This is a genomic window from Streptomyces sp. NPDC127097 (assembly GCF_042724075.1).
Taxonomy (GTDB): domain Bacteria; phylum Actinomycetota; class Actinomycetes; order Streptomycetales; family Streptomycetaceae; genus Streptomyces.
Window position 1 is genome coordinate 341,647 of sequence record NZ_JBHXFI010000002.1, and the last position, 13,679, is coordinate 355,325.

The 13,679-nt window shown below is 68.0% G+C and carries 12 protein-coding genes and 2 pseudogenes; 9 read left to right on the top strand and 5 right to left on the bottom strand.

The features are described 5' to 3' along the window. Nucleotides 1-27 precede the first annotated feature (27 nt). The 3 genes from ACFWJW_RS03435 to nhaA all read right to left on the bottom strand — a co-directional run bounded on the left by ACFWJW_RS03435 (nt 28) and on the right by nhaA (nt 2,479). Nucleotides 28-537 carry a hypothetical protein gene (locus tag ACFWJW_RS03435; RefSeq protein ID WP_387234215.1) on the bottom strand — a complete coding sequence of 170 codons (510 nt, stop codon included), beginning with the start codon at nt 535-537 and terminating at the stop codon, nt 28-30. 275 nt (nt 538-812) lie between these two features. After that, entirely contained in the window at nt 813-1,151 is a 339-nt protein-coding gene (locus ACFWJW_RS03440; protein WP_387234218.1) for a hypothetical protein, read from the bottom strand. Between the two features lie 11 nt (nt 1,152-1,162). After that, complete coding sequence (nhaA, locus tag ACFWJW_RS03445; RefSeq protein ID WP_387234221.1) at nt 1,163-2,479, bottom strand: Na+/H+ antiporter NhaA; 1,317 nt, start codon at nt 2,477-2,479, stop codon at nt 1,163-1,165. 563 nt (nt 2,480-3,042) lie between these two features. Between nhaA and ACFWJW_RS03450 the strand changes: the two genes are divergently transcribed. The 6 genes and pseudogenes from ACFWJW_RS03450 to ACFWJW_RS03475 all read left to right on the top strand — a co-directional run. Next, the gene (locus ACFWJW_RS03450; RefSeq protein WP_387234224.1) at nt 3,043-3,480 is read left to right on the top strand and encodes an NfeD family protein; all 438 of its coding nucleotides are present in this window, start codon (nt 3,043-3,045) and stop codon (nt 3,478-3,480) included. A gap of 29 nt (nt 3,481-3,509) precedes the next feature. Further along, nucleotides 3,510-4,625, top strand: a complete 1,116-nt coding sequence (locus ACFWJW_RS03455) for an SPFH domain-containing protein (protein ID WP_387234227.1) — start codon at nt 3,510-3,512, stop codon at nt 4,623-4,625. Nucleotides 4,626-5,380: 755 nt separating this feature from the next. After that, nucleotides 5,381-6,076 carry a hypothetical protein gene (locus tag ACFWJW_RS03460; protein WP_387234230.1) on the top strand — a complete coding sequence of 232 codons (696 nt, stop codon included), beginning with the start codon at nt 5,381-5,383 and terminating at the stop codon, nt 6,074-6,076. A gap of 309 nt (nt 6,077-6,385) precedes the next feature. After that, a complete protein-coding gene (locus ACFWJW_RS03465) occupies nt 6,386-7,177 on the top strand; it encodes an IPT/TIG domain-containing protein (RefSeq protein ID WP_387234233.1) in 792 nt (263 codons plus the stop codon). A 149-nt stretch (nt 7,178-7,326) separates the two neighbouring features. After that, entirely contained in the window at nt 7,327-8,580 is a 1,254-nt protein-coding gene (locus ACFWJW_RS03470) for an IPT/TIG domain-containing protein (protein WP_387234235.1), read from the top strand. A 202-nt stretch (nt 8,581-8,782) separates the two neighbouring features. Next, nucleotides 8,783-9,172, top strand: a pseudogene (locus ACFWJW_RS03475) (YncE family protein); the annotation flags it as partial. Here the strand turns inward: ACFWJW_RS03475 and ACFWJW_RS03480 are convergent. After that, nucleotides 9,124-9,357: a hypothetical protein gene (locus ACFWJW_RS03480; RefSeq protein ID WP_387234238.1), complete on the bottom strand. Its 234-nt coding sequence runs from the start codon at nt 9,355-9,357 to the stop codon at nt 9,124-9,126. The pseudogene ACFWJW_RS03475 and the gene ACFWJW_RS03480 sit on opposite strands and share 49 nt — an antisense overlap. Before the next feature lie 71 nt (nt 9,358-9,428). On the opposite strand from ACFWJW_RS03480, the gene ACFWJW_RS03485 reads away from it, so the two are divergent. Next, complete coding sequence (locus tag ACFWJW_RS03485) at nt 9,429-10,160, top strand: IPT/TIG domain-containing protein (RefSeq protein WP_387234240.1); 732 nt, start codon at nt 9,429-9,431, stop codon at nt 10,158-10,160. 990 nt (nt 10,161-11,150) lie between these two features. After that, entirely contained in the window at nt 11,151-11,606 is a 456-nt protein-coding gene (locus ACFWJW_RS03490) for a VOC family protein (protein WP_387234243.1), read from the top strand. A 493-nt stretch (nt 11,607-12,099) separates the two neighbouring features. On the opposite strand, the gene ACFWJW_RS03495 is transcribed toward ACFWJW_RS03490, so the two are convergent. Then, nucleotides 12,100-12,459, bottom strand: coding sequence for a plasmid pRiA4b ORF-3 family protein (locus tag ACFWJW_RS03495; protein WP_387234246.1), 360 nt, complete (start codon nt 12,457-12,459; stop codon nt 12,100-12,102). Between the two features lie 134 nt (nt 12,460-12,593). On the opposite strand from ACFWJW_RS03495, the pseudogene ACFWJW_RS03500 reads away from it, so the two are divergent. Continuing rightward, nucleotides 12,594-13,549 (top strand): annotated as a pseudogene (locus ACFWJW_RS03500) (IS630 family transposase); the annotation flags it as partial. Nucleotides 13,550-13,679 lie beyond the last annotated feature (130 nt).

The window sequence follows — 13,679 nt, forward strand, 5'->3', positions numbered from 1 at the left end:
GGGCGGGTGGGCTGAGAGGTGTGCTGGTCAGCGCTCGACGGGCCGTACGGCGACCGAGGTGGACGAGAGTGACGCCTCCACCCAGATCTCGGTACCGCGTGCCACGGGTACCGCGCTCCTGGCCGCCAGCTTCACGGGATGTCCCGCGAGCCGTACCAGCACTTCGCCGCAGCCGTCGGCGGGAATGGCAGTCACCACCGATCCCGCGGTGCCGACCAGGTCCTCTTGACGCGGAGTGGCGTCGGTCTGATCGCGCATCAGCGCACGGCTGAACTTCCATGCGAGCCAGCCCGCGGCGACTCCGGCCGCGACGCCAACTCCCGTGGCGGCACCGGCACCCAGGACGGTACCGCCCAGCACGATCGCGCCGGTGAACCCGAACATCGACAGGAAGCCCGCGACCACCGGGAGCGACAGCAGACCGTCGAAGAACCCGTCGAGGACGCCGCCGAAGACCCCTTCGAGGACACCGTCAAAGACCAAGGCGAGTACGAGCAGCACGATGCCCGCTATGCCGAGGCCAAGAAACCAGGCCACCTGGACATGCCCCCTCGTTCTCTTGAATCGCCTGAACCAGGAAGGATCGTCGCACGCACAACCGAGCTGAAACATTGCCGGTTTCCGGCAACCTTTACGCGTCTTTAATGCCGCCTCGCGTCACCCGGGTCCGGCGCAGACGTCCGAGGTCTGCCGACAAACCCTTCTCCTGACCGTGACAGCACACGGAGGACGAGGGGCGGGCGTCGCCTACGAGGCCGACGTCATCGCCCCGGCCACGCACTGCGGCTGGAGCGTGGTGCTGACCGCCTACTTCAGCTCCCGCGACCAGGGCCTTCGGCCCTGTACGAGACCGGCGGCGCATACAGGCGCCGCGGCGCCCACTCGGCCACGGTGAGCCCGGCGAGTCGCTCGGCGAGCTCGCCGTCGTGCTGATCGGTCACGACGCCGGCCAGCGCGGGGTCCTCGGCGATATAGGCGGGGATGAGCTGCCGGATCAGCTGGGATCCGGGCACGATCGCGTAAGGCTGGTTGTCGGCATCAAGGACCAGCAGGGCCGCCAGCGACTGCCCGGCCAGCAACCGGGCCGCGTCGATCGCGTTGTCGTCCGTGGTCACGAAGGGGAAGGGCTCGGCAAGATCCTGTGCACGCATGACGGCCTCTCTCACATTCCGCCCCCGGCACGACCGTGCCCGGGGCTGGCCTGCTGGTAGATGTCGGGCACGCCATCGGCGTCCTCATCCTGGTCCTCGGCCTCGCACAAGCGGCGGTAGATCCCGTTGCGCCGCTTGACCAGAAGGGCGGCCAGACCTGCGGCGATGAGCGAGCCGAGCAGGACGGCGGCCTTGATGTGCCTCGCGTCAGCCGGGTCGGGGAAGGCGAGCTCGCCGATCAGCAGGGAGACGGTGAAGCCGATCCCCGTCAGCACCGCCAGCGCGAGCACATCCGCCCACGCCAGATCCGGATTCAGCCGGGCGCGGGTGAACCTGGCCGCCAGATAGGTGCCGGCGAAGATCCCCACCGTCTTACCCACGACCAGTCCGAGAACCACACCCAGCGGCTCCGGGCGGGTGAACACCTCACCGAGCGCGCCGCCCGAGACGCTCACGCCGGCGGCGAACAGGGCGAACAGCGGCACGCACACGCCGGCCGAGACAGGTCGCAGCAGATGCTCCGTGCGCTCCCCGGGCGACGCCTGCTCACCCGCATCGCGGGTGGTGCGAAGGATCAGTCCCATCGCCACCCCGGCCACGGTGGCGTGCACCCCGCCGATGTACATCAGCGCCCAGACCGTCACCCCGAGCGGCACGTACCACCACCAGCCGCGCACCCGGTGCCGCTGGAGCAGGTAGAAGGCAACCAGCCCGGTGAAGGCGCCGGCGAGCGCGGCCGGGTTGAGGTCGGCGGTGAAGAAGATCGCGATCACCAGGATGGCGCCCAAGTCATCGACCACGGCCAAGGTCAGCAGGAAGGCCCGTAGGGCGGAAGGCAGGTGGGTGGAGAGCACCGCGAGAACCGCGAGCGCGAAGGCGATGTCGGTGGCCATCGGCACCGCCCACCCCGCCCCGCTGCCTCCGCCGATTCCGGCGGTCGCCAGGTAGAAGGCGGTCGGCACCGCCATGCCGCACACGGCGGCGACCACCGGCAGGGCCGCGGTGGCCGGGGTCCGCAGCTCTCCGACCACCAGCTCGCGTTTCAGCTCGATCCCGGCGACCAGGAAGAAGACGGCCAGCAGCCCGTCCGCGGTCCAGTGCCCCACCGACAGGTCCAGCCCGAGCGACGATATCCCGAAGTGGAAGTCGCGTATCTGCTCGTAGGTGCCGCTGAAGGGGGTGTTCGCCCACACCAGCGCCACCACGGCAGCCGCCAGCAGCACCAGCCCGCCGACCGTCTCCGTGCGCAGGGCCCGGGCCACCTGCACCCGCTCCGGCCAGGGCAGCAGACCAAGGAAGACGGAACGCTCACGGCGGGCAGCACGCATCCGAGACCTCCGGGGCATCGGCATGTGGGCACACGGCCCCTTCAATCGCCGACCAGACTTCCCGGCACACCCCGCATCTTTTGACGCGTTCTTTAGACACTATCCGCCGCGGCCCTGTCAGGGCCAGATGGGTATCTCGGTCGTGCGGCTACCTCTCGCGTCGAGGTCAGAGCCGTGGGTGTCGCTGGTGCCCGGGGGCAGCCCGTCTGACCCTTGATGTCACACGACTCTTCGGGCGCTTGCATGGAGAAATGTGCATGACATGAACCAGCGGCGGATGAGGCGCTGACGGTGATGGAGACCGGCGGGTTCGCGGGTCTTCTCCGGGCTCGACGGCGGTGCACGCCTGGCTGCGCATGGCCGCTGCCCGGCCATGGTGGTGCGGGGCGAGCCCGACCGGACCGGCCGTCCTGCTGGGGCGGACGGTTCATCGGCGGGCAGGGGGCGGTTTCCCGCCGGTCAGGGCAAACCATCACGATCACGGACCCCAGCTGCCGTGTCAGTGCTGCCCGGCGTTCCGGGAGGTAGCTTGGTGGAGAAGGCCCTTGAAGGAGGGCGATTCGATGCCGTGGTTCGTATGGCTGCTCGCCGCCGCGGCACTGGGTGCCGCGGAGTTCTTCACCCTGACACTCGTCTTCGGGTTGCTGGCGGGCGCCGCGTTGGTTGCCGCCGTAGTTGCTGGTGTGGGCATCGGGATACTCGGCCAGCTCGTGGCCCTCGGAGCAGCAGTGGCAGCAGGTCTCGTCATCATCCGTCCTATCGCGTTGCGGCATATGGCACAGCAACCCCTCCCACGCGAGGGCAGCGATGCGCTGATCGGCAAGCGGGCCGAGGTCATGCAAGAGGTCACCGCGACCCGCGGCCTGATCAAACTCTCCGGCGAAGAGTGGTCCGCCCGCGCCCTCGACGAGAGCCTTGTGATCCCGGTGGGAGCGCTGGTGGATGTCATGGAGATCGAAGGCGCCACGGCCATCGTCTACCCCCGCCAACTCCTTCCATGAACGCCTGAACACCGGGGAACGGAGGCACCGTGGATCCAGTTGTCATCCTCATTCTTGTGGCGGCCATTGCTGTCGTCTTCCTCGTGGCCTCCACTGTGCGGATCGTCCCGCAGGCGCGCCGCTACAACATCGAGCGGTTCGGCCGATATCGCCGGACGCTGCAACCCGGCCTGAACTTGGTCGTGCCGGTGGCGGACCGCATCAACACCAAACTCGACGTGCGCGAGCAGGTCTATTCGTCCGACCCCAAGCCGGTGATCACCGAGGACAACCTCGTGGTGAACATCGACACCGTGCTCTACTACCAGATAACTGACCCCAGGGCGGCGGCCTATGAGGTCGCTGATTACCTGCATGCGATTGATCAGCTGACCGTGACCACGTTGCGGAACGTCATCGGCAGCATGGACCTGGAGGAGACGCTCACCTCGCGTGAGGAGATCAACGCCCGGCTCCGCACCGTCCTCGACGATGCCACCGGCAAGTGGGGCATCCGAGTCAACCGCGTCGAGATCAAGGCCATCGATCCACCGAACACCATCAAGGAAGCGATGGAGAAGCAGATGCGGGCCGAGCGTGACAAGCGCGCGGCCATCCTGCACGCGGAAGGGGACCGGCAAGCCAAGATCCTTACCGCAGAAGGCACGAAGCAGAAGGACATCCTGGAGGCACAGGGCACGCAACAAGCCATGATCTTGCGAGCGGACGGCGAGGCAAAGGCGGTGGAGCGTGTCTTCCAGGCCGTCCATCGCAACAACGCCGACCCGAAGGTCTTGGCCTACAAGTACCTCGAGACGCTCCCGCACTTGGCGAAGAGCGACAACAACACGTTCTGGGTGATCCCAGGGGAGCTGACCGAAGCAGTTCGGACCGTCACCAGTGCGTTCGGTGACCAGTCGACGGTGGCTCCTGCCAAACCTGCGCAACCTGAAGAAGCAGTCGCCGCCGACGCTGACGACACGTCTGATGAAGGCCGGACCTGGGTGCTCGAGGCAGGCTCGACGGCTTCGCTCGACGCTGCCACGGCTGCGGACGAGGCCGTGAAGCAGGCTGCCGCTGCTGTGAGCGACGCCAAGGCGGAGGCCGAGGCCGCGGCTGCGAAGTCGCCACAGGCACCCCGCCGGGGGAAGACGTCCGACGGTTGAGCCGATCCTCGGGCGGCTGGGCGAAAGTCTCCACCTCGTCTCACAGCAGACCAGGCGCCCACCGGTGGCGCCGCCGCACTTCACCTTGCACCGGGCGCCTGCGCAACCACCTCGCCCGCCATCACCGGCAAACTCAAGGCGTGCCCCTCGGCTGGACGCCGTCCGCATCAGCACTCGCGATCGACTCTCGATGCTTACGACATCGGTCAGGGTCCTGGCCTCTCTCCCGGCGCCGGAGCACCGCCCGGGGCAAGTCGACCGCGCCCAGGCCGATGCCGAGCAGGGAGGGTCCAGTTTGTTGGCCAGGGTGGTGGCGAGGGTCGGTGCGCCGACGGCGTACTGCTTGCGATGGGGGTGGTCGGCCTCGGCATCCTCGGTTCACCTCCGCTTCCGCGGAGAGGACCCACCCCCGAGCAGTGCCGGGCCCTGCCGGTGGAGCGCCGGCTGAGGTGATTCTTCGATGTCGGCGCGTGAGGCAAGGAGTTCAGCCCAGTTGCGCCCTCGGGGTGGTGCGCTGCGCCGAATGGGTGGCGAGCCATCGAATTTCTTGTCGGCGGGGAGGCCAGATGGCTTACTGGTGATATCGACCAGGTGGGCTGCCCATCCCTCCGCTGGGGAATGCGGCTCAGTGGCATCTGCCTGCGCATACTGGCACAGGTGTGCGAGGGCGCCCATCGGAGGAAGCCGTCGGCCGACGCGCTCTTACGCTGCATCGGCTGATGAGGGTGGCTCATATGTACGTTGAAGGGGACGTTGTGCGAGCCATCAACCTTTTTCGATTACTGGCTGGGATCGGCGCGACCGGTGGGCTCCTGCTCACCGCCCCGGCGGCCCACGCGGCTGCCGTAGGCTCGGCGCAAGTGGTGGTCGTGCCGTGCAGCGAGACGGCATTGGTCAGTGCCGTCGACGCGGCCAACGCCGCCGGGGGCGGTGACCTGATCCTCGCGCCATTCTGTACCTACGCCCTGACCGGCGCACACAGCACGGGTGGCAGCGGGGGACCGGCGGGCTTACCGAACATCACCACGCCGATCACCATGACCGGGCTGGCCACCGAGATCACTCGCGCGTCGAACACGCCCTCCTTCCGCATCATCGAGGTAGACGGTCCCTCGCAATTCCCGGATGCCCACGGGCAGCTCACCTTGGCCACGGTCACGATCAGCAACGGTGACGCCGGCCTCGGCGTGGGCGGCGGCATCGCCAACCTCGGCGGGTCGGTGACCATGACCGCGGGCGGTGTCCGGGGCAGCCACGCCTCATACGGCGGCGGCATCTACACGGACACCGCGCTGACCATGACCGCCAGCGGCGTCACCGGTAACGGCGCCACCGTCAACGGCGGCGGCATCTACCGGAACGCGGGCTCCGTCACGCTACTCGCCAGCAATGTGTCCGGCAACGCCCCCAACAACTGCGCCGCCACCGCCCCTTTGCCCGCCCCCTGCTGACACCAGCCGGGAACTCAACTTGCCAGCTTGCGCGACAAGTTCTCGGCGCGCTGGGCGAACACGCCCTCGCCTGCTCCGTACTGCGCTGCGATCGCGAAGTTGAGCGAGGCTGACGGTGCCTCATGTTGGGGCGCCGCGTCGCTTCACATAGGACGACCGCCGAGACGCCCTGAGGCAACCGCCTTCACATGTTCTCCCGCCCCACTGCGCCCACTGGGACATCCCCAAGCGGCTGCGGGCCGCGTCATCCATCCGCCTGCTCTTCGCTCACTTGCAGCGCGGCGGCAGGCACGTTCGAAGGAGAAGATCATGGCAACCATCACCTCGTTGGTGGACACCACAACGGCGACCAATCAGGGCAAGACCGGGGACACCGTCCAGATCAACGGCTCGTCTCTGTCGACCACAACGAGGGTGAACTTCGGTACGGCGGCAGTCACTCCGACAAGTGTCACCGCCACCCAGGTCACCTTCGTGGTGCCCAACTCGGCGCCGTGCTCCGGCCAGGTCTCGGTCAGCGTCACCAGCAGCGCAGGTGCCACCAGCAACGCGCTGCCGTTCTTCGTCATCGCCACACCGACCACGACAGGGACGAGCGTCACCTGCGTGTCGGCCGCTACCGGTGGCGCGGTGACGCTGTTCGGCACCAACTTCCTCACCGGGACGCAGGTTGGGGTGGGCACCGTCGGCAACGTGGCGGTGACCCCTACCCAGCCGAACCAGGTCACCTTCACCGCCCCGGCCAACCCCGGCCAGGTCGGCACCGTGTCGACCCAGCCGGTGACCATCACCACCGCCGGCGGTACCAGCTCCTCGGGCACCACCCAGATCGACTACTACCTCGCGCCGGCCATCACCTCCGTGCTGCCCACCTCGGGTACCGGGGGAGACCAGATCACTGTCAACGGAACCGGTTTCGTCGGCGTCGACACCGTCACCTTCACCGACAGCGCAGCCGCCACTGCCACAGCGGTCTTCACCCCCGTGAGCGACACCCAGCTCGTCGCCACCGTGCCCGGCGGACTCGCCGCCGGCGCCGGAACCATCACGGTCCACACCTGCGGCGGCAACTCCAACGCCCAAGCCTTCACCCTCACCTGACCGTCGGGGACGGCCGGGCACAACGGCCGACCCCACGTCGCCGCCTGTCCCGCAGCGCCTGACGCGGACAGGCGGCGACGCCCCACCCCCTGGCCACGACCGCCGGCCAGGTGCGGCCTTCCAGGCGGTACAAGAAGGAGAAGAGCATCATGGCCCCCGTAGTGACCGGCGTCAGCCCCGCCCAAGGTGCCCCAGCGGGGGGCACCAGTGTCGTCATCATCGGCTCTGGCTTCACCGGTGCCACCCTGGTCCGATTCGGCCCCAACGGCACCAACTTCGTCATCGTGAGCGACACGCTGATCACGGCCAGGACGCCCGCGGGGACCGGAACGGTCCAGGTCACGGTCACCGCGCCGACCGGCACCAGCAACCAGAACGTGCTCTTCACCTACACCTCAGTCCCCACCCTCAGCAGTCTCAGCCCCGCGTCGGGTCCTACTTCGGGTGGCAACACGGTGACCCTCACTGGCACCAATTTCTTGGGTGCTACTTCGGTGAAGTTCGGTGCCAACGTCGCCACGATCCTCACCGTCACGGCCACGCAGATCACCGTCATCGCGCCTGCGAACACCGGCACCGTCGCTGTGACCGTCACCACGCCCGGCGGCACCAGCAATGCTCTCAGCTACACCTACGTTGCTGCTCCGGTTCCGGTTCTCAGCAGTCTCAGCCCCGCGTCGGGTCCTACTTCGGGTGGCAACACGGTGACTCTCAACGGCACCAACCTCTCCGGTGCCACTTCGGTGAAGTTCGGGAGCAATTCGGCGGTCATTCTCACCAATACCGCGACCCAGATCACCGCCCTTGCGCCCTCCGGGGCACCGTCCTCGGTGAACGTCACCGTCACCACTGCCGGCGGCACCAGCAATCCCCTGCCCTACTTCTACATCGCGGCGCCCGTCGTCAATGATCTGTCCACCCACCTCGGCCCAGCCACCGGAGGCAACACGGTCACCGTCTTCGGCAGCAATCTCACGCTCACCAGCGCCGTGAACTTCGGGGGGAACCCGGCCACCGCCATCACCGTGGTTTCCGACAACCAGCTGAGCGTGACCGCTCCGGCCGGGACCGGCACGGTCGTCGTCACCGTCACCACGCCGGGCGGGACCAGTACGGCGGCCACCGGAAATCCGTACTACACGTATCTGGGGGCGCCCGTCCTGAGCAGCCTCACCCCCTCCCACGGCACGGACCTGGGAGGCGATGCGATCGTGCTGAGCGGCAGCAACCTCACATACACCGACGCGGTGACCTTCGGCGGCACCCCGGCCTCGTTCGCGGCGGTCTCCGACACCCAGGTCGTCGCGACCAGCCCGGGCGGAGCACCCGGCACGGTGAACGTCGTGGCGCACACCCCGGCCGGAAACAGTAACGCCCTGCCCTACGTCTACGACCCGTCCTGAGCCACTGGCTGACCAACCGTCGGCCGCGGTGGCGATCGATCCGGAAAACAGGAAAAGGAAAGCGTCATGGTTCCGGTAGTGATCAGCGTCAGCACCAGCCCATACGCTTCAGCAAGAGGTACTTCGTCCCCCGGCCGCAGCACCGGTGTCACCAGCGCCTCGGTCGTCCGCAGGGACGGCGTCCCCGAGCCGGGGGGACGTCATGGAGCCGAATGAGCCGCTGTTGGCAGACGAGATCCCAGTGGGGCACGCACCCATCGTGGCCTCGATCACCCCGGACAGCCGGTACCTCTACGTGACGAACTTCGGGAGCAGCAGCGTCAGCGTCATCGACACGACCACCCGCAGCGTCATCACCACGATCGGTGTGACCAGCGGGCCGTGGGGGGTCACAGTCGCCCCGGACGGGCTGCGCGCCTATGTGGCCTGCTTCGGAACCAACAGTGTGGCGGTCATCGACACCGCCACCCGCACCGTCATCGCGACCCTCACCGGGTTCCTCTTTCCCCGGGGGGTGGTGGTTTCTCCGGACGGGCAGCGCGTCTATGTGACGGAGTACGGCGGCAACCAACTGGACGTCATCGACACGGCCACGCACACCATCGTAGACACGGTCACCGGGCTGCCCATCCCCTTCGGCGTGGCGGTCAGCCACGACGGACTGCTCGCGTACGTCACGCGCAACGGCGACGACAGCGTCTCCGCCATCGACCTGATCAGCAACGAGATCACTGATACGGTGCCGGGCTTCCACGCGCCGTCCTGGCCGGTGGTCACGCCGGACGACCTCACCGTCTACGTGGTCAACAACGGCAACGAGACGGTGAAGGTGCTGACCGCACCGTCCGGTGTACCCCGACGTCGGGCCCATGTCAGGTGGGACGACGGTCGAGATCTTCGGAGAAGGACTGCGCAACACCACCGCCGTACGCTTCGGCTGCCAACCGGCCGTCTCCTTCACGGTCCTCAACGCCCAGGAGCTCCTGGCCGTCTCGCCGCGCCTCGTCACGGACGTCAAGATCGATGCCACCATCGGGCAGAACACCACTCGAACCGTAGGCCGGTTCTACTACCTCCCGGACTCGGTGCTGAGCAGCATCAGCCCGACGTCCGGCCCGCTGAGCGGGGGCGGCACCCTTACCCTTACCGGCCACGGCCTGATCACCACCACATCGGTGCGCTTCGGCACCGTGGCCGTCACTCCGTCGTCCGTCCTGGACGACCGGATCACCGTGACGGTGCCGCCCGCGCAGACAGCCGGCAGCGTGCCGGTCACTGTGGTCACGCGGAGCAACTCCTACGGGCGGTCCACCTTCACCTATGTGGGACAACCCGGCATCACCTCCGTGACCCCGTCCTCAGGTTCAACCGCAGGCGGTGACCCAGTCCTGATCGTGGGCACCGAACTCGCGTCCACCCAGTCGGTGACGGTCGGCGGCATCGCGGCCGACTTCGGGGTCATCTCCAACACCCGGATCTCCGCGGTCACTCCCCCCGCGGCCGCCCCCGGCCCCGCGAACGTCACCGTGACGACAACAGGCGGCACCACCACCGCGCCGGGGGCCTTCGTCTACACCTGATCGCCGAAGCCAAGCCCCGCACCCCTCACTCGGTGCTAGGCGAGCGGCAGCCGAAACAGCCGACTGCCGGGTGGACGTTGGCGGGCACCGTTTTGGCAGGTCCGAGCCGCGTGAGCGGGCGCTGGACTACCTCGGCCCGATCTTATTCGGTGGCGGACTCGCTTTCACTGCTGTCACCCCATTGCCCCGTCTGCCGAGCACCCGCGTGGAGCCTGCACCTTCTGCCCGGAGCCAGGATGAACGCGGCGGGCACGGTGCGTGCCGCGACATCCCGGCCGGTCTTTCACCGCCCCGGCCCTGTGGCCGCCTCCCGACTCCGGGGTGGTTGCGGCGTAGCGCCGACGACGGCTTCCGGCGCCCGACATGGGCAGCAATAGTGCGGCGGAGAAGCCGCCCGCCCGGCGTGGCCAAGGCGGCACTGCGTGCTCGCCGTGGCAGCAGATGGTTTCAGGGCCCCAGAAGCGGCCGCCCGCGCGCCCTCAGCTGTCAATAGCCGGACGCAGCCTGTTGCCTCTCTCCAGGCATCCAGCTGCGTCCGGCGTTCGTCCCCACACGCGGGGCTGAGGTTCAGCGACCGACGGCCCTGGGCAGCTGGTCCTTCATTTCCCTTTCGTTGAAAGTGTGAGTGAAGCTGGCGCGCGGTGGCCCGCGCAGCTCATCCTGCTGAAGCATGGGAGATCGGGAAAGAGAGCGAATCTGCCGGTCCGGGCAACGACCGAATCGCGATGCTCTGACGCCGAGTCAAACTCCGCAACGCCTGCCGGGCGGGCCGTAGGTACGCCACCGCGTCCGGGGTCTGACACGAGGTCCATGACGGCGCCACTGGAGTCACGTGAGGAGAACGCGATTGCGAAGGAGCGGGAAGCCGGCGCGGCCGAACCTCTTGCGTCTCTCCTGCTCCGGGCAAGATCTGTTTGAAGACGGACCCTGGGGCGTATGTCAAATTTCAAGAGTGGTTCGTCTGTCAGACCTGTCTGAGAGGCTCCGGGCATGGAGATGACATTGCAGCTGACGATCGACTGCTCCGATCCGCAGAGAATGGTGGCGTTCTGGGCCCGGGCCCTGGGCTATGTGCCCGAGCCCGCGCCGGACGGGCACGCCACGTGGCGCGCCTACTGGGAGGCGATGGGGGTGCCTGCGGAAGAGCTGCCGACCGGGGCCGGCGACATACCGGAGTCGATCGTCGATCCGGCGGGTCGCGGCCCGCGCGTGTGGTTCCAGCAGGTTCCGGAGCCGAAGACCGCCAAGAACCGGTGGCACTTCGACCTGAAGGTCGGTGGTGGCCGTGATGTCCCGCTGGACATCCGCGCGCGGCGGGTCAGGGCCACTGTGGACCAGCTGGTCGAAGCCGGTGCCACTGTGCTGAGGATCAAGGACGAGCCGGACATGGGGCTCTACGCCGCAGCAATGCAGGATCCTGAGGGCAACGAGTTCGACGTCGTCTGAGGGCCGTTGCGATGGTGCTGGTCACAGCCACTCGTTCACGGCTGCGGCCAGCACGGTCGCCTCGTAGCGGACGGGGAGCTTGTCGTAGCGCGTGGCCCTTGCCGTCGGCCAGGGGTTGGAGCCGGGTGAGGATCCGGTGCCAGGTGCCGTCCCGCTGCCATTGGCGGAGGTCGTAGATCCGCCTCCTCGGCCCGTACTCGATGGGCACGTCCCGCCGCGGCACACCGGTCCGGACCCGGGATCGTATGCCGTCGATCAGCTACCTCCGAGGCCAGACAGGCGGCCGCCCCACCCTCGTCCCCTTCGGCAACAACGGTTCCAACACCGCCCACTGCTTGTCCGTTTGATCTCCCCGACCCATGAACCGTGATCATTCACTGCCCGAGATCCACTTTCGAGACACGGCCTGGTGCAGCGCCGCATTGATCTCGTGGGGGTCGTTGTTCCGCTGTCAGCAAGAGACGCGGGTTGCTGACAGCGGGGCAGTGACGTGTCAGTTCTTGACGGGCACGGTCGCGCGGGCGGATAGCGCGGCGTTGACCTGTGCTGGGTCGAAGGCTGCGGGGTCGAACTGGTCGGCCGAGTCAAGGCCCAGCCATTCCAGGCGGTCTTCGTGTTCTTCGTGGTGGGGATCGGCAAGGATCTCGATGAGGTAGTCGTATCCCCACATGCCGCCGCAGTCCTCGGGCGGGCAGGCTCGGCGGCCGGTGAGGCATCGGGGGTAGGCGGTGTCCGGCTCGGGCTCGGTGCCGTCCGCGAGGTCGCCTTCGCACTCCTGCTGTTCGCCATAGCGGCCCTCCTGCCATCGTGCCTGCCGTGTGCCGACGGGACGCGTGGCCCCTGCCGACGACAATGATCAACGCGATTCCGGAGCTGGGGAAGTGGGGGCGTGTGCCGGTGGAAAGTCCGTTCCAGGTCGCCTGGGACAGTGAACAGCGCACGATACTGGAGGAGTTGACGCGATCGCGGACCGCACCGTTGCGCCGGGTGCAGCGGGCCCGGGCCGCACTGGCCCGTGCGGACGGTGACACGAACGCGGCTGTTGCCCGCGCCCTTGGCGCGCATCTGGACACCGTGCGGCGCTGGCGCAAGCGGTTAGCCGCCGAGGGCCTGGCCGCGCTGGAGGACCGGCCCCGGCCGGGCCGCTCACGCCGCTACGGCCCCGACGTGCACCTGGCCATCATCGCCACCGTCACCTCCGACCGGCCCGCCACCGACAGCCGGTGGACCCATCGGTCCATAGCCCATCACTTGGCCTTTACCGGCATCTCAGCGTCCCAGGCCGGCCGGATCCTGGCCGACCTCGACCTCAAACCGCACCTGGTGCGGGGCTGGCTCACCCGACCAGAGGATCCCGGCTTCTATGCCAAGGCCGCCGAGGTGTGCGCGCTCTACCTGCACCGCCCGCCCCACTCGGTGGTGCTCAGCGTGGACGAGAAGACCGCGATGCAGGCCCGCTCCCGACGCCATCCGACCCGGCCGGCCCCGGCCGAATCGAGCGGCGCGAGTTCGAGTACCGCAGGCACGGCACCGCCTCCATCGTCGCGGCCCTGGACGTGCACACCGGGCAGCTCCTGGTCGAGGACATCACCCGCAACGACTCGGCCGCCTTCATCCGCTTCCTGCGTCTGCTGGATCGCAGCATCGGCCCGGCCCTAACCATCCACCTGGTCCTCGACAACGGGTCGTCCCATGCCTCGAAGGCGACCCGAGCCTGGCTGGCGGCGCACCCACGATTCACCGTCCACCACACGCCCAAACACGCCTCGTGGCTCAACCAGATCGAGATCTTCTTTTCGATCCTGGCCCGCCGACTGCTGCGACGCGGTGAGTTCACCTCGCGCCAGGACCTCATCGGCCAGATCCGCGACTTCACCCTCGCCTACGACGACGAGGCCCACCCGTACCGCTGGACCTACGACGGCACCCCACTCAAAGCCGCATGACCCTCGCAAGATCAATGCGGCGCTGCACTAGGTGTGCTGTCCCGGCACGTTGGTGACAGGCGACATGCCTATGAGGGTGCTTGAACGAGGTGAGAGCCTTCTGGCTCGGTGGGATTGCGACATCTAC